General features: G+C 69.2%; 21 protein-coding genes and 1 pseudogene. 9 read left to right on the top strand and 13 right to left on the bottom strand.

The window, feature by feature from the left end:
- Positions 1-421 precede the first annotated feature (421 nt).
- The 4 genes and pseudogenes from DL519_RS50745 to DL519_RS23515 all read right to left on the bottom strand — a co-directional run.
- A pseudogene (locus tag DL519_RS50745) lies at positions 422-589 on the bottom strand (alpha-amylase family glycosyl hydrolase); the annotation flags it as partial.
- A 148-nt stretch (positions 590-737) separates the two neighbouring features.
- Positions 738-1,121: a globin gene (locus DL519_RS23525; RefSeq protein WP_168586940.1), complete on the bottom strand. Its 384-nt coding sequence runs from the start codon at positions 1,119-1,121 to the stop codon at positions 738-740.
- Positions 1,122-1,257: 136 nt separating this feature from the next.
- Positions 1,258-2,229 carry a mechanosensitive ion channel family protein gene (locus DL519_RS23520; RefSeq protein WP_190817970.1) on the bottom strand — a complete coding sequence of 324 codons (972 nt, stop codon included), beginning with the start codon at positions 2,227-2,229 and terminating at the stop codon, positions 1,258-1,260.
- Positions 2,230-2,397: 168 nt separating this feature from the next.
- Positions 2,398-4,515: a prolyl oligopeptidase family serine peptidase gene (locus DL519_RS23515; protein ID WP_190817968.1), complete on the bottom strand. Its 2,118-nt coding sequence runs from the start codon at positions 4,513-4,515 to the stop codon at positions 2,398-2,400.
- Between the two features lie 225 nt (positions 4,516-4,740).
- Here DL519_RS23515 and DL519_RS23510 point away from each other — a divergent pair, with 225 nt between their 5' ends.
- A complete protein-coding gene (locus DL519_RS23510; protein ID WP_223839444.1) occupies positions 4,741-5,391 on the top strand; it encodes an HNH endonuclease in 651 nt (216 codons plus the stop codon).
- Positions 5,392-5,461: 70 nt separating this feature from the next.
- On the opposite strand, the gene DL519_RS23505 is transcribed toward DL519_RS23510, so the two are convergent.
- Positions 5,462-6,109: a right-handed parallel beta-helix repeat-containing protein gene (locus DL519_RS23505; protein ID WP_223839442.1), complete on the bottom strand. Its 648-nt coding sequence runs from the start codon at positions 6,107-6,109 to the stop codon at positions 5,462-5,464.
- A gap of 389 nt (positions 6,110-6,498) precedes the next feature.
- Here DL519_RS23505 and ctaJ point away from each other — a divergent pair, with 389 nt between their 5' ends.
- Together ctaJ and DL519_RS23495 are read left to right on the top strand one after the other, a co-directional pair.
- Entirely contained in the window at positions 6,499-6,759 is a 261-nt protein-coding gene (ctaJ, locus tag DL519_RS23500) for an aa3-type cytochrome oxidase subunit CtaJ (RefSeq protein WP_190817966.1), read from the top strand.
- Positions 6,746-7,249 carry a DUF5130 family protein gene (locus DL519_RS23495; protein WP_190817964.1) on the top strand — a complete coding sequence of 168 codons (504 nt, stop codon included), beginning with the start codon at positions 6,746-6,748 and terminating at the stop codon, positions 7,247-7,249. Before ctaJ ends, DL519_RS23495 begins: the two co-directional genes overlap by 14 nt.
- 72 nt (positions 7,250-7,321) lie before the next feature.
- On the opposite strand, the gene DL519_RS23490 is transcribed toward DL519_RS23495, so the two are convergent.
- Both DL519_RS23490 and pepN read right to left on the bottom strand, forming a co-directional pair.
- The gene (locus DL519_RS23490; RefSeq protein ID WP_190817963.1) at positions 7,322-8,068 is read right to left on the bottom strand and encodes a response regulator; all 747 of its coding nucleotides are present in this window, start codon (positions 8,066-8,068) and stop codon (positions 7,322-7,324) included.
- Between the two features lie 160 nt (positions 8,069-8,228).
- On the bottom strand, positions 8,229-10,802 hold the full coding sequence (gene pepN / locus DL519_RS23485) for an aminopeptidase N (protein WP_190817960.1): 2,574 nt from the start codon (positions 10,800-10,802) through the stop codon (positions 8,229-8,231).
- A 264-nt stretch (positions 10,803-11,066) separates the two neighbouring features.
- Here pepN and DL519_RS23480 point away from each other — a divergent pair, with 264 nt between their 5' ends.
- The 3 genes from DL519_RS23480 (at position 11,067) to DL519_RS23470 (ending at position 12,856) form a co-directional block, all read left to right on the top strand.
- Complete coding sequence (locus DL519_RS23480; RefSeq protein WP_190817958.1) at positions 11,067-11,681, top strand: mycothiol-dependent nitroreductase Rv2466c family protein; 615 nt, start codon at positions 11,067-11,069, stop codon at positions 11,679-11,681.
- A gap of 291 nt (positions 11,682-11,972) precedes the next feature.
- On the top strand, positions 11,973-12,197 hold the full coding sequence (locus tag DL519_RS50310; RefSeq protein WP_263399703.1) for an aldehyde dehydrogenase family protein: 225 nt from the start codon (positions 11,973-11,975) through the stop codon (positions 12,195-12,197).
- Positions 12,197-12,856, top strand: a complete 660-nt coding sequence (locus DL519_RS23470) for an endonuclease V (RefSeq protein ID WP_397545069.1) — start codon at positions 12,197-12,199, stop codon at positions 12,854-12,856. Before DL519_RS50310 ends, DL519_RS23470 begins: the two co-directional genes overlap by 1 nt.
- A gap of 38 nt (positions 12,857-12,894) precedes the next feature.
- On the opposite strand, the gene DL519_RS50305 is transcribed toward DL519_RS23470, so the two are convergent.
- Both DL519_RS50305 and DL519_RS23460 read right to left on the bottom strand, forming a co-directional pair.
- The gene (locus DL519_RS50305) at positions 12,895-13,053 is read right to left on the bottom strand and encodes an Imm49 family immunity protein (RefSeq protein WP_190817954.1); all 159 of its coding nucleotides are present in this window, start codon (positions 13,051-13,053) and stop codon (positions 12,895-12,897) included.
- 17 nt (positions 13,054-13,070) lie between these two features.
- On the bottom strand, positions 13,071-13,760 hold the full coding sequence (locus DL519_RS23460; protein ID WP_190817952.1) for a 2-phosphosulfolactate phosphatase: 690 nt from the start codon (positions 13,758-13,760) through the stop codon (positions 13,071-13,073).
- Positions 13,761-13,816: 56 nt separating this feature from the next.
- Between DL519_RS23460 and DL519_RS23455 the strand changes: the two genes are divergently transcribed.
- Genes DL519_RS23455 through DL519_RS23445 form a run of 3 tightly spaced genes read left to right on the top strand, consistent with a single transcriptional unit; the run spans position 13,817 to position 15,448 of the window.
- Positions 13,817-14,287 (top strand): ribose-5-phosphate isomerase, encoded by a 471-nt coding sequence (locus tag DL519_RS23455; protein WP_190824167.1) that lies wholly within the window; start codon positions 13,817-13,819, stop codon positions 14,285-14,287.
- Between the two features lie 3 nt (positions 14,288-14,290).
- Positions 14,291-14,620 carry a hypothetical protein gene (locus DL519_RS23450; protein WP_190817950.1) on the top strand — a complete coding sequence of 110 codons (330 nt, stop codon included), beginning with the start codon at positions 14,291-14,293 and terminating at the stop codon, positions 14,618-14,620.
- A gap of 18 nt (positions 14,621-14,638) precedes the next feature.
- Positions 14,639-15,448 carry an Fpg/Nei family DNA glycosylase gene (locus DL519_RS23445; RefSeq protein WP_190817949.1) on the top strand — a complete coding sequence of 270 codons (810 nt, stop codon included), beginning with the start codon at positions 14,639-14,641 and terminating at the stop codon, positions 15,446-15,448.
- 195 nt (positions 15,449-15,643) lie between these two features.
- Here the strand turns inward: DL519_RS23445 and DL519_RS23440 are convergent, their stop codons facing one another.
- The 4 genes from DL519_RS23440 to DL519_RS23425 form a co-directional block, all read right to left on the bottom strand.
- Positions 15,644-16,408 (bottom strand): hypothetical protein, encoded by a 765-nt coding sequence (locus tag DL519_RS23440; RefSeq protein WP_190817948.1) that lies wholly within the window; start codon positions 16,406-16,408, stop codon positions 15,644-15,646.
- A 70-nt stretch (positions 16,409-16,478) separates the two neighbouring features.
- Entirely contained in the window at positions 16,479-17,693 is a 1,215-nt protein-coding gene (locus DL519_RS23435) for a GNAT family N-acetyltransferase (RefSeq protein WP_190817947.1), read from the bottom strand.
- Positions 17,694-17,818: 125 nt separating this feature from the next.
- Positions 17,819-18,445 carry a 2'-5' RNA ligase family protein gene (locus tag DL519_RS23430; RefSeq protein WP_190817946.1) on the bottom strand — a complete coding sequence of 209 codons (627 nt, stop codon included), beginning with the start codon at positions 18,443-18,445 and terminating at the stop codon, positions 17,819-17,821.
- A 54-nt stretch (positions 18,446-18,499) separates the two neighbouring features.
- The gene (locus DL519_RS23425) at positions 18,500-19,969 is read right to left on the bottom strand and encodes an MDR family MFS transporter (protein ID WP_190817945.1); all 1,470 of its coding nucleotides are present in this window, start codon (positions 19,967-19,969) and stop codon (positions 18,500-18,502) included.
- Positions 19,970-20,513: the final 544 nt, after the last annotated feature.

Raw genomic sequence — 20,513 nt, 5'->3', positions numbered from 1 at the left:
CGGCGTCGTCCCGGCTCTGCTCGGTGTCGCGGCTGGCCATCGCCCACGCCTGGCGCGCCCCGGGGGAGGCGAACACCTCCGTGATCGCATTGCGGACCCGTTCGGCGTCGAAACCGGCGACGGCCAGGTCGAGGTTGAACGCCAGGTGCCAATCGCCCGGTCCGCTGCCGATCACCACGCGATCCGGGTAGCCGGCGAGCGCTGCGCCGATGGCACCGGTCGGGTCGGGACGCGGCGCCAGGTGGAACCCATCGGCGCCGTACTCCAGCCAGGGCAGCAGCACCGATGCGGGGTCGCTGCGCGCGGGATCCACATCGAGCGAGACCATCACGCGCATGCCGGCTTCGCGCGCCTCGCCGAGCAACTCGGCGAACGGCGCTGCCGACGGATCCAGCCCGGCTGCCCCGGCCAGCACGACCGCGTCGACGCCGAGCAGGTCCAGGTAGCCGAGCCGGCCGGTCAGCCCGGCGAGGTCGCCGACCCCGTCACCGTCGCCGTCGGCGAACGAGCCGACGTCGACCTGGTAGCACACCGCGTCCCACCACCACGGCAGTTCGCCGTAGCCTGCCCGCGCGTCCGCCCGTCGCATCACCAGGTCCTTCGTCTCAGTGGCTGTCTTCGAATTTTGCCGGTCTTGTCCCTGAAGCGGTGCAGCCGTCGTGCACGAGTCGCCAGCGAGGCGATGACGGTAACTCCCGCAGGGGTCGCGACCGGCGCCGCCGCGCAGGACGAGCTCGTCAGAACCAGGAGTTGATCATGCTGTTGGCGGCCATCTCCATGTACTGCCACAGCTGGTCGCGGTGCTCCGGTTTGAGGTCGACCTCGTCGATCGCGATCCGCATGCAGCGCAGCCATGCGTCCCGCTCCGCCGGGCCGATTTTGAACGGGGCGTGCCGCATCCGCAGCCGGGGGTGGCCGCGCCGGTCGGAGTACGTGTGCGGGCCGCCCCAGTACTGGATCAGGAACAGCCGCAGCCGTTCCTCGGCGGGCCCGAGGTCCTCCTCCGGGTAGAGCGGCCGCAGCAGCTCGTCCTCGGCCACCTCCTCGTAGAAGCGCGCCACGATCCGGTGGAAGGTCGCCTCGCCGCCGACCTGCTGGTAGAAGGTCTCCACGGAAGTCACGGCTCCATCCTCTCAGGGGCGCGGCGGATTTTGGACGGCATGGCGGACGAACGGCTCACACCTGCGCTCACGCCGACCGCGAGCCCCCCGGGCAGCGATGGCGACCAGAAGGACTCCCGACCGGCGTGACCAGCGGCTATGCAACCGGGCCGGAATGCAGCGGCCGACCGTACGGGTATGGCGGCTCGATGTCCTGCTCGTCGTAAGCTCGCTTGATCTCCGCGCGCAACCGCCGCTGCACCGCCCACTGCCTGCCGGGGCGGACCTTGGTGGTCATGCGCAGGGTGATGGTGTCCGCGGTGATCTGGTCCACGCCCAGCATTTCCGGCGGGTTAAGCACGTCCTTGGTCAGCGGCTCGCGCGAGACCGCCTCGGTGGCGACCTTGGCGGCCACCTCGATGGCCTTCTGCACGTCACTGGTGTGCGAGATCGGGAAGTCCACCACGGCCACGGCGAAGCCCTGGCTGGAGTTACCGACCCGCAGGATCTCGCCGTTGCGGACGTACCAGACGGTACCGTTGATGTCGCGCAGCGTGGTGACCCGCAGGCCGACGGACTCGACGGTGCCGCTGGCCTCGCCGAGGTCGACCACGTCACCGACGCCGTACTGGTCCTCGACCAGCATGAACATGCCGGACAGGAAGTCCCGGACGAGGTTCTGGGCGCCGAAGGCGACCGCGACACCCAGCACACCGGCAGAGGCCAGCACCGGGGCGATCTGGATGCTCAGCACCTGCAGCACGTAGATCGCGCCAAGGCCGAAGATCACGAACGAGGCCATCGACTTGAGCACCGAGCCGATCGTGCGCGCGCGCTGGACGCGCCGCTCCGACAGCAACTCGGCCGTCATCGTGTCCGCCCGGCGTTCCTTCAGCGAAGTCAGCAGTTTCGGGGGTTTGCCGTTGCCGCGGGTGAGGCGGTTGATCGTGCGGTGCACCAGCCATCGCACGATGAATGCGACGACCAGGATGAGCAGGATGTTCACCGGCTTGGCGATGAGGAGGTCGGCGTAGGACGCCAGCCACTGGTTGCCGGTCCAATCGGAGATGGTCCGGCACCAGAACGAGTCCACGGCACAGTTCGGTTGGGTCAAAAGCGGCAGATCCATGGGTCGGGGGTTCTCCATGCTGTCGTTCAGGGCCCGCGGTGGTGACCGGCACGGCGGCGCCGGATGCGTTGGGGCACATCACCGGGTCGGCAACCGGCAAACCGAGCATCGTGCACGCCCCGCCGCGCACGATGCTCGAACAGCTGACCGCCGGGACCGAGTTCGGGCTCAGTCCAGGGCGAGTCCGGTGGCCTCCGAGAGGAAGGCGAGCTGGTCGGTCGCCAGACCCACCGTACGGGACACCGAACGCGCGGCATGCCCGACCTCGGTCTCCCGGCGCAGCAGAACCGGACGTTTCGCCGGGTCGGAGCTGGTGGCGTGCTGCAACGCCGCGCACATCTTGCGGGCGTGGTTCGGGTCGACCCGGGAGTCCGATTCGAAGACGGTGAACAGCACCGACGGGTAGTCCGTCTGGTCGGTCACGTTGTGGTACGGCGAATAGGACAGCAGCCAGCCCAGCTCCTCCGCATCGTCGGCGGTGCCGTACTCGTCGTTCCACGTGCGGCCGAGCAGGAACTGCTCGTAGCGGACCATGTCCAGCAGCGGCGCCGAGCACACCACCGCCCGGTAGAGGTCCGGGCGCTGCGTCAGCGCCGCCCCGACCAGCAGGCCGCCGTTCGAGCCACCGGAGATCGCCAGCTGCTCGGCGGTCGTCCAGCCCTCATCGATCAGGTGCTGCGCCGCCGCGTGGAAGTCGTCGAAGGTGTGCTGCTTCTGCTCGCGCATGCCCGCAACGTGCCACTCCTCGCCTTCCTCGCCGCCACCGCGCAGCGAGGGCAACGCCCAGACGCCGCCGGCGGCGACCCACGCCAGCGCGGACGGCGTGTAGCCGGGCTCGCGGGACAGGGAGAAACCGCCGTAGCCGGTCATGAACACCGGCCGGGGGCGGTCGGGTTCGGCCGCCGGGCTCAGCAGGAACATCCGCACCGGGGTGCCGTCCAGCGAGCGGTAGGTGACCTGCTGGGTGTGCACCGTGGGCAGCTCGATGGTGCCCGGCGCCTGCTGGTCCAGCGCGGTCTGCCTGGTGCGGCGGGAGTAGGCGTGCACGCACGACGGGGTGGCGAAGTCGGTCCAGCCGATCCACAGCCGGTCGCGGTCGCCTTCGGTGGCTTCGTCCACGGTGGTCAGCGCGGTGACCTGTCCGGTGCTCGGCAGCGGGACCTCTGCGGTCCGCCGACCGGTGGCCGGATCGTGCAGCGTCACCTCGGACACCGCGTGCCGGGTCCGCAGCACCACCAGCTGCGGGTCGCCGTCACCGGTGTCGAACCAGCGCACGCCCTCCAGCACCGAGTCGGGTTCCTCGGCGATCAGCTCGGTCCAGTTCGCCGGCTCCGGGTTGGTCGGGTCTGCCACGCACAGCCGCCAGCGCGGGGCGTCCAGCGTCGTCATCACGTACAGCCGGCCATCGCGCTCCACCCAGGCGCCGACCCGGTACCCGTCGGAGGTGTCCACGACCTGCCGGAGGTCCGGCACGTCGCAGCCCCCGGATAGGTCGGCGATCCACACCGAATCCCGCCGCGCGGTGCCCGGGCTGCCCTCGACGACCAGCCAACGGCCGTCCCGCGACACCCGGGTTCCGTAGTAGTAGGTGTGGTCCAGGCCCTCGCCGTGCACCAGCAGGTCCTGGTCGGGGTCGGCACTCACCCGGTGCCGCCACACCCGGCGGTGAAACTGCTCCTCGCCGTCGGGCACCAGCTCCGGTGCCAGCCGCCGGATGTAGAAGTACTCCTCGCCGCCGGGCAGCCACGAGATCGTCGAATAGCGGCACCGGTCGATCGGGCCCTCGACGAGGTCGCCGGTGGCGACGTCCAGCACGTGCAGCAGCGACTCCTCGTCGCCGCCGACGGAGATCTGGTAGGCCAGCCGGTCGCCCTCCAGGCTCGGCGTCCAGCTGTCCAGCGTGGTCAGCCCGGACGGGTCCAGCTCGGTGACGTCCAGCAGCACCCGCTCGGCGCCGTCGGGCTCGCGCACGTAAAGTACGGGGAACTCCTGCCCGGGCTCCCGGCGGGTGAAGAACGCCCGCCCCACGCGCCAGGCCGGGGCCGAGACGGAACCGGCGGCCAGCAGCGATCGCATCCGCTCCGCGACCACTTCGCGGCCGGGCAACGCGTCCAGCCAGGTGCGGGCGAGCTCGTCCTGCGCCGTCGACCACGCCTCGGTGCGCGGCTCGGCCGGGTCCTCCAGCCACCGGTACGGATCGGCCACCTGGTGGCCGTGCAGGTCTTCGATGATGTCGTCGCGGTCGGCGCGGGGGTAGGTCAGATGCGCTGCTTGCACGTCGTTCACGGCAGCGACGATACGTGCATCCCGTGGTCGACCCTTGATCTCGGCGTGATCATTTCGCCGGAACCCGACCCGATTCACCCGGAATGATCATTGTCGTTCCGCAGTCCATGATCGGGAATGATTTGGTGTGCGTTCGACGGTGACCAGGCGTGGCGTGTCGAATCACACGTGCGTTCGGGCGGGGTTGTGTGTTCGACTAGGCCGGACACCGGTGGAGGTGGTCGCGTGCCCGACCGACAACCGATCCGACAACCGGCGCTGAAGGCCACCGGCCTCGCGTCGCGGGCCCCGCTGTGCCCGCCTAGCCGCGCTGGCACTTCGCTGCCGCAGTCGGACCGGCCTCCCGGTCACGCACCGTCCTGGCGAAAACGCCGGGTGCTCTTGCTCAACACGACGTTCGAGCCATTGACCGCGCTCCCGCTGCGCCGAGCGATCGTGCTGCTCGTCTGCGGCAAGGCCGAGGTCGTGCACGGCGATTCGGCCGGCATGATGCTGCATTCCGCGACTGCCAGCGTCGAAGTCCCGTCGGTGATCAGGTTGAGCAACTTCGTGCGAGTGCCGTACCGCGGCCGAGTGCCGTTGACCCGAGCCGCGTTGATGCTGCGGGACAACTACCGGTGCGTGTACTGCGGTGCTCGCGCTGAAACGATAGATCATGTCGTGCCGCGCAGCCGCGGCGGGCCGCACACTTGGGAGAACTGCGTCGCCTGCTGCACGAAGTGCAACCACCGCAAGGCGGACAAGACGCTCAGCGAGCTGGCCTGGCGCCTCCCGGTGGCACCGCACGCGCCGCGCGGGCGGCACTGGCGGTTGCTGGCTGGGCTTTCTGAAACGGACCCGCTGTGGCTGCCGTACCTCGGTGAGCCTGCGGCCTGAAGTGCTGGTTCGGGTGGCCGGAGAACCGCTGCGCGCCGGGTTGGCGTGGGTCCAATGCCACGTGGGCTGATCAGCTGATCCGCACGCCGTGCTGCCCGCTGATGCGCACGCCTTGCTCGCCGCTGATGCGGACGCCGCGCTCTCCGCTGATCCGCACACCCTGACGCCCGCTGATCCGCACACCGCTGGAAATCCGCACGCCTTGCTGCCCGCTGATGCGGACGCCGCGCTCGCTGCTGATTCGGACGCCGTGCTCTCCGCTGATCCGCACACCCTGACGCCCGCTGATCCGCACACCGCTGGAAATCCGCACGCCTTGCTGCCCGCTGATGCGGACGCCGCGCTCGCTGCTGATGCGGACGCCGTGCTGTCCGCTGATCCGCACACCCTGACGCCCGCTGATCCGCACACCGCTGGAAATCCGCACGCCTTGCTGCCCGCTGATGCGGACGCCGCGCTCGCTGCTGATGCGGACGCCGTGCTGTCCGCTGATCCGCACACCCTGACGCCCGCTGATCCGCACACCGCTGGAAATCCGCACGCCTTGCTGCCCGCTGATGCGGACGCCGCGCTCGCTGCTGATGCGGACGCCGTGCTGTCCGCTGATGCGCACACCGTGGTTGCGGCCGCTGATCCGGACGCCGTGTTCAAGCAGTGGCCGGTTAATCGTCGGGAGAGTGAGGGCGCTGCTCCGAGTGGCGGTTTCGATGATCGACATAGTGTGCCTCCCGCATTCAAAGGACGCTTTGAACGCATGTGATCAAATATGCAAGACCCATACAGGTGAAAAACTAGGAGCAGGAACCCTCAGGAACAAGCCGCCAAGTCGCCGCGCATTGCAACCGTCTGGTTGGACCCCATTCGGGGGCAACGATTACTCCGAACGAGTTACCTTAAGTGATGTATAACACTCTTGACTAGTAACCGTGAGTAGTTTCCGGACTCCTGTATTCAGGTTCCGACTAGCGGGAATCGCGTCGCGGGCGACTTTGCTCTCGTCGAATCACTCGAACGTGTCGCGACGGTGGCTCAGCGTTAACTACGGCTTCGATCACGCGCCGCACAGGTCGAGCGCACGAAGCAGGGCGCATCGGATACCGTACTCGCGTGACTGTCCTGGCGACTGTTCTCTTCCTGGCGGTGATCCCCGCGGCCATCTACGGCCTGATCGTGCTCATCGCGATGTGGCCTCGGCTCACCCGTCCGCGTTACCGAGCGGGGCAGGAGTGGGATTTCGCGCCGGTGTTCTGGGTGTCCAACCCGGCGGGTGTGAACTCCGCTGCACCGATGGCAGACGTGGATTCGGTGGCTGCGCAGGACGATGCGCGGCCCAGCACTGCTCGGGGAGGCGCACGTGGCAACTGGTGAGATCGCGCGGCGGCCCGCCGCGGACGCCGGTGAGCTCGGCATCGGCGAAGCGATGATGGCCACCGGTCGGCTGTCTGTCGCCCGCCACGTCGAACCCGACCGGCCGCGGCTGCCGTTCGGCCCCGGCCAGCTCGCGCGACTGGACGAGGCGTTGGCGCTGTCCAGCCGCAGCACCGGGCTGGAGTTCGCGATCTACCTCGGCGATCTCGGCGAGGACACCCGCAAGCAGGCCGAGGAGCTGCACGCGAACCTCGGGGCGATCGCCTCCGACGGCGTGCTGATCGCGGTTTCGCCAGGCCAGCAGAAGTTCGAGATCGTCACCGGCGAGGAAGCGCACCGGCGCATCCCGGACCGCAGCTGCCAGCTCGCCGCGATGAGCATGGTCGCGTCCTTCAAGGAGGGCGAGCTGATCGACGGCCTCGTCGGGGCCCTGCGGATGCTCGCCGACACGGCTGGCACCAGCTACCAGCAGTCCCGCTCCCGCCACTGATCTGACCGTCGGCTCGTCTTGCGAGGCGCTGCGGGTGGCAGAACCTCAGAGTTCTCCAGCAACGGCCCAAGATCAGAGCAGGTCGAAGCTCTGGAGGTTCTGGAACATCTCGTAGGCCGACGACGTCGTGCCGACCGCGCCAAGCTGTCGCGCTTGTTCGCCGTACTGCTGCTGGGCCTGCTGGCTGCTGTAGACGATCACCGGGGTGTCCACGCCCAGATCGCGCAGTTCGCGCAGCAGCGCGAGCCCGGCGTCGGGGCGCCACCTGCCGTTCTCCTTGCGGCCCATGTCCTCCACGATCAGCCGGTACTGCCGTTGGGACAGCTCCGCCAGCGCCGCATCGTTGGTCGTCGTCATCGTCACCCGCACGCCGTTGTCCCGGAGTTGCTCCGCCAGGATTGCGTGCGCCTCCGGCTTCTCCGCGACCCAGAGCACCGCGAGCGGTTCCGGCCCGGCCGGCGAGTGCACCGGCGGCAGTTCGACTTCTGCCTCGTGCCTGCCGTCGCCGTTGCCGGCGATCTCGGGTGCTTCGGGTAGCGCCGGAACGGGCACCGGCGCCTCCGCCGGGGCGCCGACCCGGTCGCGTTCCTCCAGCTGCTTGCTGAGCAGGCTCAGCTGCCGCTGCAGGTCCTGGATCATGTCGTTCTGCTGATCGTTGAGCTGGTGCATGGTGAGCCGCTGGCCGCCGATCTCGAACTCCAGCTCCCGCTTCTCGGCGGTGCGCAACACCCGCCAGATGGCGCGGCGGAACACGAAAATCGCCATCAGCGCGATCAACGGCCACAGCAGCTCGGAGATGGCGGAGATCAGTTCGGGCATCGACGCTCCCACCCCTCGCTTCGGGCAGATCAACGGAATCTTACTCGCCGTATCCGCCACGACACGATTCGTGTTCACCTGCCCGGGAAACGCGGTGGAGGGCAGCTTCGAGCAAGTTGAGTTGCTCGAAGCTGCCCTCCACTTCTCGCCCGCAAGGGCGTCAGGAGCGGTCGAACTCCCGGGCCGCGAGGGCGCGCACGATGCCCGCGCGACCCTCCGACACCAAGCGGCGCAGCGCCGACGGGTGCTCGTCGGCCAGCCACGCGTCCGATTCCGCCACCGTGTCGTCGGTGACCGCCCACGACGGGAACAGCCCGATCACGGTCGGCTGGGCCCGCTCGCTGGAACGGCGCTGCCAGACCTCGTCGATCTCCTCGAAGTAGCGGCGCACGTACGGCGTGAGCAGTTCGCGCTGGACCGGGTGCTGGAAGCCCGCGATGATCGAGTCGCTGACCGCGTTCGGCAGCTGGTCGTCGTGCACCGCCCGCTGCCAGGCCTTCTCCTTGGACTCCGGAGTCGGGATCAGCGCCCGCGCCCGCTCCGCGCGCCGCCGACCGGTTGCGGTCTGGTCCTTCTCCAGCTCGGCGTCGATCTCGGACTCGCCTGCCGCGCCGTGCGCGACCAGCGCCTGCAGCAGCTGCCAGCGCAGGTCGGTGTCGACGGTCAGCCCGGCCAGCGGCGCCGACCCGTCCAGCCAGCCGCGCAACTCGGCGACCTCCTCGGCGGAGAGCACCGATCCGGCCAGCGAATTGACGAACGCGAGCTGGTGGTCCGAACCGGGCTCGGCGGCGCGAGCGAGCTCGAAGAGCCGACCGGTGAACCGCCGCCAGCCCTCCGCCTGCCACGACGGGTCCACATAGGACGCGAGCGAGGTCTGGGTCTGCAGCAGCACCCGCTGCACCACGCCGATCTCGCTCTCGGCACCGATGCCGCCCTCCGCCGACGCGCCCAGCACCAGCGTCACGAAGTCGCGCGCCTTCAGCTCGGCCTCGCGGGTCATCTCCCACGCGGTGGACCAGCACAGCGCCCGCGGCAACGACTCGTCGATGTCGCCGATCCGGTCGATCAGCGCGGCCAGCGACTCGGGGTCGAAGCGCAGCGAACAATAGGTCAGGTCGTCGTCGTTGACCAGCACGAGCTTGCCCCGATGCACGCCGACCAGGTCGGGCACCTCGGTGCGCTCGCCGGTGACGTCGAGCTCGACGCGGTGCTTGCGCACTAGCTTGCCGCCCTCGTCGTCGTAGATGCCGATCGCCAGCCGGTGCGTGCGCAGCTCGCCCGCGCCGGGCCGGGCGCCGTTCTGCACCACCTCGAACGAGGTGAACCGGCCCGCGTCGTCGGTGGCGAACCGCGGCCGCAGCATGTTCAGGCCCGTGGTCTCCAGCCACTGCGCGCTCCACCACGACAGGTCGCGACCGGAGGCCTCCTCCAGCGCCTGCAGCAGGTCGTTGAGGGTGGCGTTGCCCCAGGCGTGCCGGTTGAAGTAGATCCGCAGCCCGGCCAGGAAGTTGTCCAGGCCCACGTAGGCGACCAGCTGCTTGAGGACCGAGGCGCCCTTGGCGTAGGTGATGCCGTCGAAGTTGACTTCGACGGCCTGCAGGTCCTGAATGTCGGCGGCCACCGGGTGGGTGGACGGCAGCTGGTCCTGCCGGTACGCCCAGGACTTCTCCACGCTGGCGAACGTCGTCCACGCATGGCCGTACTGGGTGGCGCCGACCTGCGCGAGCACGCTGGCCCAGGTCGCGAACGACTCGTTGAGCCACAGGTCGTCCCACCAGCGCATGGTCACCAGGTCGCCGAACCACATGTGCGCCATCTCGTGCAGCACCGTCTCGCAGCGCCGCTCGTAGAGGTAGCCGGTGACCTTTGACCGGAAGACGTAGTCCTCCAGGAATGTGACGCAACCGGCGTTCTCCATCGCGCCCGCGTTGAACTCCGGCACGAAGCACTGGTCGTACTTGCCGAACGGGTAGGGCACCCCGAACGCCTTGTGGTAGAAGCCGAAACCCTGCTTGGTCTCGGTGAACAGCCGCTCCGCGTCGAGGTGCTCGGCAAGCGAAGCGCGGCAGTAGATGCCCAGCGGGATCTCGTCCTGGCCATCCTCGCCGGGGAAGACGTCGCGCCACTCGGCGTACGGCCCGGCCACCAGCGCTACCAGGTAGGTGGACATCGGCTTGGTGGTGGCGAATTCGTGCCGCTTGCCGTTCGCCGAGTCGGTGACCTCGGCGGTGGCGTTGGAGATGACCTTCCACGACTCCGGGGCGTCCACCGTGATCTGGTAGGTGGCCTTCAGGTCGGGCTGGTCGAAGCAGGTGAACATCCGCTTCGCGTCGGCGGTCTCGAACTGGCTGTAGAGGTACACGCCGCCGTCGACCGGGTCGACGAAGCGGTGCAGGCCCTCGCCGGTGTTGGTGTAGGCGCAGTCGGCGCGCACCACGAGCTCGTTGTCGGCGGCCAGATTCGGCAGCCGGATGCCGGTGGACTCGTCGTAGTCGGAGACGTCGAGCTCGACTCCGTTGAGCACGGCGCTGTGCACCCGGTCGGCGACCAGGTCGATCCAGCTGTCGGCGCCTGCCTCGTTGCTGCGGAACCGCACCGTGGTGGTGGAACCGAACGTCTCCACGTCCGGGCCACCCGCGCCGGCACTGAGATCCAGTTCGATCACGTACGACTGGACCTCCAGCAGGGCCGCGCGCTGCTCGGCCTGTTCGCGGGTGAGGTTCGGCGGGGCCACGGATCACCTCGTTACTCGTCGGGGACTCGTCAGGCCAGGGGCGCCTGGCGCACCTGGCGCAGGCATCAAATCACGTCCGCGTGCGGGCGTGCTGCCGGGCGGGTCCGCCTTCGTCGTCGGCGTGTCGGGTCGGGTGGGAAGACATTCGGCTCTACCGGGGTTGATACCCATGACGACGCGTTCAGGAACGCGTCCGCGACCGGACTTCTCGAATACCGGGGCGCTGGGCGATCCGCGCCCGTCCCGGAGAACACTGGAGGCTTGATGAGCGCCGCAGCCCGACCCAGGGTCGACTTCTACTTCGACCCGGCGTGCCCGTTCGCGTGGGTTTCCTCGCGCTGGATCCTGGAGGTCGCGAAGGTCCGCGACATCGACCTGAACTTCCGCGTGATGAGCTTGTCGGTGCTCAACCAGGGCCGCGACCTGCCCGCCGAATACCAGGAGCTGCTGGAGAAGGCGTGGGGTCCGGTGCGGGTGGCCATCGCCGCCGCCAAGCACCACGGCGACGACGTGCTGTCGCCGCTCTACACCGCGATGGGCACCCGCCTGCACGACCAAGGCAACAAGGACTTCGAGCAGGTGATCAGCGAGTCGCTGGCCGAGGTGGGCCTGCCCGCGTCGCTGGCCGAGGCGGCCAGCAGCACCGAGTACGACGAGGAGCTGCGCGCCAGCCACCACGCGGGCATGGACCCGGTCGGCGACGAGGTGGGCACGCCGACCATCCACGTCGACGGGGTGGCGTTCTTCGGCCCGGTGATCACCCGCATCCCGCGCGGGGAGGAGGCGGCGAAGCTGTTCGACGGCGCCCTCGCGCTGGCCAGCTACCCGTACTTCTTCGAGCTCAAGCGCACCCGCACCGAGTCGCCGCGGTTCGACTGACGTTTCCGGCTGGGAAGGTGTCGGGCCGGCACCTTCCCAGCGCGCTCGGCGAGGCGATCGGCGGGCCTTCCCGCAGAAATGGGAAAGACCGTTGTCGTTCGGTAACACGAGCACGCCGGTGCCACAGCGGCGGAGCGGGTACCGCGACGAGATCGCTGCGACGGTGACCGCCGAGATGGGCTCGCCGATCAAGTTCCGCCACCCAGGTGCACGCGAGCGTGCCGGTGGCGACCTCGGCCGGGATCGCCGGGTGGCTTCGCCTGGACCGAGGAGGCCGGCAACTCGCTGATCGTGCGGGAGCCGATCGGTGTGGTCGCCGCGATCACGCCGCGGAACTCCCTGCTGCACCAGATCGTCGCCAAGGTCGTGCCGGCGCTGGCGGCCGACTGCACCATGGTCCTAAAGCCCAGCGAGGTCCATCCAGCGCTGACCTCGGGGTCGTGGGTCCTATGGGCAGCTGCAGCAGCCCAAAGACTCACGGTCCCGTGGGCGGACCGGCATACGATCGAGGCGTGATCCGCGTCCGTGACCTGCACCCGTGGCCCTCGACGGAAGTCGAAGCCGTTGCGATCCAAGAACGGCTGCGCCCGCTGGTCCGGTTCGACGGCGAACCGGTCGAGGTGCGCACAGCGGCGGGCCTGGACGTGGCGTACCGCGACTCGGATCAACTGGTCGCTGCGGTGACGGTCGTCGATGTCGCGACATTGTCCGTCATGGACAGTGCTGTCGTGCGCGGCTCGACTGATTTTCCTTACATCCCAGGTCTGTTCGCCTTCCGCGAGGCCCCGTCGCTACTCACGGCGCTTTCCAGGCTGTCGGTGGTGCCGGACGTCCTGGTCTGCGACGGGCAAGGCCTGGCCCACCCCCGCCGCTTCGGACTGGCTTGCCACCTGGGTTTGCTGACGGAGATCCCGAGCATCGGCATCGGCAAGACGGCGATGGGCCGCTACGAGCCGCCGGGCGACGAGCGGGGGGAGTGGGCGCCGCTGCGGATGGACGACGAAGTCGTCGGCCGGGCGCTGCGCACGCAGCGCGGGGTGAAGCCGGTGTTCGTCTCGATGGGCCACCGCTACACCCTTGACGGGGCCTGCGACCTCACCCTCCGCCTAGCCCCGAAGTACCGCCTCCCGGAGACGACCCGCACGGCGGACCACCTGGGCCGAACCCAGGACTGAGGTGAGATACGCGCCGGCCCTTCCGGTTGACTCCGCACCTACGAGAATGACGAGAGGTTACGCGGAAAGCCGCAATCCCTGGAAAGGAGATGCTGCGGCAGATATTCCGACTCGACTTGAACGTCCATGCTCGACTGCTTCGCAAGCACGGAGACTGCGAGTGGCCCGAGCGCGATCATTCCGTCGGAATTGGTCATGCGATCTTCCAGGGACCTCACCATGAATCCAGGACCTCGTCCCGCAGCACGGGCGCCTGCCGGCTGCTGTTCACCTCGGCGGCCAGCGCGACATCGTGCGCGAACCCCAGCTCCGCGAGCTCCCGACCCGATTCGCAGTCGGCGAGCAGAGAGCCGATCTCGCCGGTCACGGCCCGGAACGCGGCCGCGGCCAGCTCTGCCTCGGGAGAACGGCGGCCGGGCAGGGCGGAGATGATCGCACCCGCACCGAGCTGATCCTCGATCGCGGGCCGCAGCTGGTCGTCCCGGCGTTCCCCTGCGGCGATGACGCCGATCGGCCCACCTTCCTGTGCTGCTGCGTGCGCCACCGCCTCCGCGTTGCGCAGACAACCCACGAACACGGTGGCCCCGGTGGCTGACGCCTCAGCGCAGAGCGTCGCGCCATTCGGTGACGGCAATCCCAGCAGCACGTCCGGGTTGAGGGTGCGCAGCGACGACGGGCTCAGGGACCACTCGTCCAGGCTGCGGGGCTGCGCGAGCACCGCACCTGCGGGTATCGAGGCGTCCTGCCAGCGCAGCGGCAGCACCCGGGCCCCGGTGGTCGTGGCGACGTCCACGGCCGTCGAGAACGACAGCACGTCGACCACCACCAGCACCGGGCAGTCCGCCAGGGCTCGCAGGCCGGGCAGGCCCCAGTCGAGGTGCACGTCGGGGTTCGCGCTGGTCACAGCGGGTAGCGTAACCGGGGTGAGCGGGGGTGGGGGCCATTTGGCAGACTGCCTGCGTGCGCGTCTACATCGGCTCCGACCATGCCGGCTACGAACTCAAGAACCACCTCGCCAAGTGGCTGACCGACAAGGGTCACGACGTGACCGACATCGGTCCGGCGGAATACGACGCCCAGGACGACTACCCGCCGTTCTGCGTCGAGACCGCCCGCCGCGTCGTCGCCGACGAGGGCAGCCTCGGGCTGGTCCTCGGCGGGTCCGGCAACGGCGAGCAGATCGCCGCGAACAAGGTCCCCGGCGCCCGCGCCGCGCTGGCCTGGAGCGTTGAAACCGCGAAGCTCGCCCGGCAGCACAACAACGCGCTGCTGGCCGGCATCGGTGCGCGGATGCATACCGTCGAGGAGGCCGAGCAGATCGTCGAGGCGTTCCTGACCACCGACTTCGAGGGTGGTCGGCACCAGCGCCGGATCGACCTGCTCACCGACTACGAGAAGACCGGCCAGCCCCCGGCCCTGCCCGGCAGCTGATCGATGGCACCGGCACGCCGGACCGCGGCGCTGCTGACACCTCTGGTGGCGGCAGCGGGCACCGCGGCTGGCGTGCTGGTGCTTTTCTTCGGGCAGCGCGCGCTCGCGCCCGTCCTCGCCGGTGGCCCAGGTGCGGTCTGCACCGAACCCGACTGCGTGCTCGGGGTGGGCCTGTGGCTGATCGTGGGCGGTGTCATCGCGCTGTGCGCCTCGCTACTGGCCGGGACGGTGTTCCGGCATCCCGATCGACCGGTTCGGCGCGGTCTGCTGATCGCGCTGTGGTGTGTGGCGGCGTACCTCGTGGAGTCGGTCGTGCTGTGGATCCTCGTTTGACGCGGACGGACTGTTGACATGCCTGAAGGCCACACCCTGCACCGGCTCGCCGGGTTGCACAGCGACCTGTTCGCCGGCACGGAGGTCCGGGTGGGCAGCCCGCAGGGGAGGTTCGCCACCAGCGCTTCGCTGCTGAACGGCTCGGTATTCGAGCGGGCTGAAGCGCACGGCAAGCACCTCTTCCACTTCTACGGCCCGGATCGAGTCGTCCACGTGCACCTGGGGTTGTACGGCACGTTCACGGAATCCGAGCTCCCGCTGGCCGAACCGCGCGGGCAGGTGCGGATGCGCATCGTCGGCTGTACACATTGGACGGACCTGCGCGGTCCCACCGCGTGCGAGCTGCTGACCGGCGAGGAGGTCGCCGCGCTGCGCGGGCGGCTGGGCCCCGATCCGCTGCGCCGGGACGCCGACCCCGAGCAGGCCTGGCAGCGGATCTCGCGGTCCCGCATGAGCATTGCCGCGCTGCTGATGGACCAGAAGGTGCTGGCGGGTGTCGGCAACGTCTACCGCGCCGAAGTGCTGTTCCGGCACGGCATCCCTCCCTACACCCCGGGCCGGTCGTTGGACCGGGTGCAGTGGGAGACGATCTGGGCGGACCTGGTCGAGCTGATGGCCGATGGGGTGCGCGTGGGTCGCATCGACACGGTGCGGCCGGAGCACCTGCCGGAGGTCACCGGTCGGGCGCCGCGCCAAGACCGGCACGGCGGAGAGGTCTACGTCTACCGGCGGGCGGGAATGCCTTGCCTGATCTGCGGAACCCCGGTGGCCACGGCAGCTCTCGCTGCCCGGAACCTCTACTGGTGCCCCACCTGCCAAACAGACTGACGAACGTCCCCACCTCCCCAGGAGGTGTGCGATTTCAAATGGAAATCGAAGGTCCGATTTCAATGGAAATTGCGGTTCTCCGGCGTGTCGGGTCACGACACGCCGGAGGGTGCGGATAACTCGCACGATTTCAATGGAAATCGATGGTCCAGTTTCCATTGAAATTGCGGGTTGTCGCCAGCGGCATCGGAACCGTCAGAGGTCGAAACCGCCCATGTCGATTCCGCCTTGGTCGATTCCGCCCATGTCGAATTCGCCTTGGTCGAATCCGCCGTCGCCGCCCGCGTTCGCGGCGTCGATGCCTGGGTCGCCGCCGGCGCCCAGGCCGTCCGCGTAGGCCGCCTCTGCCGGGATCCCGGCCATGCCGCCGAACAGGGCGCTCATCAGCACCAACGAGCCCACGCCCCAGGCACCCGCGACGAGCGCCGGCTTCCACCACGGCTCGCTGTACCAGCCCTGCGGCACCGGCCGCCCGGCGACCGTGCCGCCCGGGTAGTAGTGCGGGGTCTGCTCGGTGGGGTTCGGCGACGCCACCTGCGGGTGGCCTTCGACCTCGACCTCGCGGTACTCGGTCACACTGCCCGCGCCGCGCTGGCCGGAGAGGTCGGGGAGCTCGGGGCCCGGATCAATGTCCATCGCGATCCGCGCGGCCCGCACGTAGTACAGGCCTTCCAGCGCGGACTCCGTGGTCAGGCGGGCCTGCGCGGCGGTGCGCGCCTGGTCGAGCTGGGAGACCGCCGCGCCGTGCCGTTCAGCCGCATCGGCGAGCGCCTGCTTGGCCGCTTCGTTGGTGCCGACCAGGTTGAGCACCTGACCGCCCAACCGCTCCACCCAGCGCCGCGCTTCCGCCTTGGCGTCTTCGAGCTGGTTGCGCTGGTGCGCCACGGCCTTCTGCCGGGACCACCAGACCGCGGCGACGATCACCACGAGGGCGATCACGATGATGACGATTGCGGTCACCCGTGCCTCCTGACCCGGCGGAACACCCGTTGGTTCCGACGGTACGCCGCTCAGCAGGGGCGCTGGTCGATCAGAAACCCTCCGGGCAGTGCGGGGCGTCGTCGGTGGTGAACGCGCGAGAGGCTTCGAACAGCGCACCCGGCGCGAGCTCGGCTACCCGCCCGGACCGGGCCAGCCCGGACAGCGTGTTGCCCCCCAGGTACGCCGCGGCCAGGTCGCTGACGTCCAATGCGATCTGGCCCGGGTCGTCGGTGCGGGCGACGCTCGCGACCCCGTCGGCGCCTGTGGTCAGCCGCCACCGGCCCGCGTTCCACGGGCAGAACGAGTCGGTGACGTCGAACACGACGTCCACCGCGGCGCTGTACCGGCGTGCTTCCAGCGCGTGGTCGAGATCGACCAGCCGGACCCACAGCCCGTCGATGATCTGCCGCTCCGCGAGGCGCGAGTTGGCGAGCATGCCCACCACTGGTTCGTCGACCGCGGCCTTGCCCCAGTGCACCTCGCCGACCAGGTCGAAGTCGAGCAGGTACCGCCAGAGCGCGGCGTAGGCCCGCGGGGTCGACGCGACGAGCTCCAGCACCCGCAGGTGGTAGGCGGGGCCCTGGTTCGTCCAATTGGGCTTGGGCCGGTAGATGACGTAGCCGTCGGGGTGCAGCGCGAACCGGGTCTTGCCCAGGTCGCCGCGCTCGCTGCGGTCGTCGATCACCCGGACTTCCCAGGAGCCGTCGGCCCTGGACAGCCAGCCGGTCCGGGTCGCGGCCACCGCGGGGTATCGCTGGTGCACGAATTCCAGCGCGGTTTCCCGGTCGACCTCGCTGACCCGCCTCCCATCGACGTCCACAGTGGACAAGAAAGCCGCCCCGCGGGGCAGGGTCAGGTGGCTCTCGTAGCTGGCCAGGCCGAAGCCGAACCGGCCGTAGATGGACGCTTCCGAGGCGTACAGCGCGGCGAGCCCGGAGCCGTTGCCGCGCAGGTCGTCGAGCTGGGCGCGCATCAGCGAGGTCAGCGCGCCGCGTCGCCGGTGTCCGGGCTTGACCCCGACCGCCGTGATGGCGGCGACCGGGTGCTGAACCGGGCCCGGCAGCGTGATGCCCGTTTCGAACCGCCCGGCGACGCCGATCGCCTCATCGCCGTCGAACGTTCCGTGGGCCAGCGCCGGGTCGAAGATCTCGCGGTAGCGCTCGACCGCGGAGTCGCGGCTGTCGTCGAGGAAAGCAGCGGTGAAGACGTCGAAGAACAACTCGCGGTCGTCGGCCGAAAGACTTCTCGTGGTGAGGTCCGCCATGTGACGTTCATACCGCCCGCGAGAACGGCGTGCGACTCATTTTCAGGCGGTCCTCGGGAGTCGGCGGTTTCAATTGAAACTGCGGAAACCCAGGGGTGACCGCAGTTTCAATTGAAACCGTGCGCTCAGACGCCGAGCAGGACCTCGGCGACGGTCTCCCACTCGGAGCACGAGTGGTCCCGGTTGAGCTTGACCAGGGACAGCGCGGACACCTTGGCCGTGGTCGGCTCGACCACCGTGGCACCGAGGGTGGCGACGGCGAAGATCGCCGGGCCTTCGGTGGTGGAGTGGGCGAGGCTCACGTGCTTGTCGATGTCTTCGGGTTCCGCCGGGAGGGTCGCTCCACCGAGTGCCTCGGCGGTCACTTCGCGCACCGAGGCGCGGAGATCGAGCACCGTCGACTGGGGTTCGGCGGGCAGCGACAGCGACTCCGGCAGCACAACTGCGTGGTGGAACGCCAGGGTCAGGGGCAGCGCGGACGCCAGCCGGGTACGGGCGGCCGCCACCAGCGGTTCGATGCGCGACTCGTCGATCTCGTCGGTGAAACCGATTTCCTGCACCAGGATGTTCATCCATTCCAGCGGGACGAGGTCGAAGCCGGGCAAATCGCGCAGCGCGTACTGGTAGTCGTTCACCAGCTTGCGCAGCCCGGGCTGGTCGGCCAGCGGCAGCAGCCACGCGTAGCCGGTGCGCCCGGCGCGCCAGCCCGAGCGCCAGCGGGCGTGATTGCGGACCTGGTCGGCGTGCGGCATGTCGGTCACCCTCACATACTGCCCGGGCCGCTCCGGGAGTGGGGCGAGCTTGAGCTATCTCACGGTTTTCGAGGGCTCGCGTTCACTCGGCTGTGCCTTCGCGGCCGGGGTGTCCAGGCTGGCCGCCGCGTCGGAGTCGCGCACCCGCAGCCCCAGCAGCAGGCCGAGCCCAGCGAAGACCACCGAGACCAGGAAGGCGCCGTGGTAGGCGCCCAGCTGCGCCTCGGCGACCTGGCCGGCCGCGGTGTGATCCACTGTGGACATGCCGTGCTCGGTGAGCACCACCAGCACGGTCGCGACGATCGCGGTTCCCAGCGCGGTGGCGACCTGCCTGCTGACGTTGAACATCGAGCTGGCCTGCCCCATGGCGGCACCGGAGATCCGGGCGAACGTCGCGGTCTGCACCGGAGTCATCAGCAGCCCCATCGCCACGCCCTGCACCGCGAGCAACGCGACCAGGAGCCACAACGAGGTGTCGGTGCCCTGCAGTTGCAACCCGAGGCCGATCGCGACCTGCACCGCGAACCCGGCCAGGATCAGCCGCTTCGGCCCGACCCGGCCGTAGATCCGGCTGATTACCTGGGTGGTCAGCAACATGCTGATGGCCTGCGGCATCAGCACGAGGCCGGCGTGCATGGGCGATACCCCGCGCAGGTTCTGCAGGTACAGCGGGATGAGGAAGAGCACCCCGAACATCGCCCCGGTCTGGCACAGCAGCAGCACGTTGCCGGTGCCGAACAACCGGTCGGTCAGCAGCCGCAGGTCGAGCATCGGACGCGTGACGGTCAACTCCCGCCAGACCAACCCGCCGATGAGCAGCACCGCGGCCACGAGGCTCGACCAAACCTGGGGCTGGCCCCAGCCGAGCTGCGCACCCTGTTCGAGCCCGTAGAGCAGCGTCGCCAAACCGGCTCCGGCGAGCACGAAACCGGGGAAGTCGAAGCGCCCCGGATCGCGCTGCGGCTCCTCCCGGAGGAACACCACGGCGAAGAACAGCGCCAAGGCCCCGACGGGGACGTTGATGAAGAAGATCCACCGCCAGTTGGCGTATTGGACGAGCAACCCGCCGAGCACCGGCCCGAGCATGGGCGCAACGGTGATCGGGATGGAGAGCACGGCCCCGGCCTTGGCGCGCTCGTTGGGCGGGAAGGCCCGGAACAGCATCGCCTGGCCAACGGGCACGAGCATCCCGCCGCCAACGCCCTGCAGCACCCGGGCGCCGACGAGCTGCCACATCTCGGTGGAAACCCCGCACAGCACGGACGCGAGGGTGAAGATGACGACGGCGGACTGGAAGGTCCGCTTGCTGCCGAACCGATCGGCGATCCAGCCGGACGATGGGATGAACACGGCGAGGCTGATCATGTACCCGGTGAGCACCCACTGGAGTGCGGCGGCGTCGACCCGGAACTCCCGCCCCAAGGTGGCCAGCGCGACGTTCAGGATGGTGACGTCGAGGATCTGCATGATCAGCGCCAGTACAAAGGTGATGCCGACCAACCACTTGTACTCAAGCCGCCGCACAAAACCCCCAAGAGATCAAGAAGAGTCGAGAAGGGCCCGAGCCGCCGTCAAGCCCGACCACAAGCCTCGCGCAACCCCCTGACAAAACCCAAAGCCTTTTTATTCCCCAGAACCCCAACCCAACAACGCAACAGCCGCGAAGCGGCACGAACCGCCCAACGGCAAACCCGAGAGGCGCGACACAGCGGACACTGTGAGCAAGGTCGCTGCCCCGGCGCGCCGCTCTGCAGGACGAGACTGGATGGTCGCGAACACAGCGCGCCTCAAAGGGGAAGGAGCAAGCGACAATTTCGCGCAAAATCGCCACCCAGCACGCATGGGGAGCGGCGATTTCGCGCGAAATCGCCACCACGGCACGGCTGGTCAAAACCCAGGCCGGGAACGCGAGAAAGCTGAGAAGCAGTCGAAAAGTGACCCTCGCGCCGTGGGGGTGTGGGGGGCTCGGCCCCCACAGCATGGCGAAGTGTGAAGGTCTGGGGCCAAACCCCGTGAAATCGCCACCACGGCACGGCTGGTCAAAACCCAGGCCGGGAACGCGAGAAAG

The sequence above is a fragment of the Saccharopolyspora pogona genome, from assembly GCF_014697215.1.
Lineage (GTDB): Bacteria > Actinomycetota > Actinomycetes > Mycobacteriales > Pseudonocardiaceae > Saccharopolyspora > Saccharopolyspora hattusasensis.
Note: the sequence above shows the minus strand (reverse complement) of the source record. Positions and strands in the feature narration are given on the sequence as shown.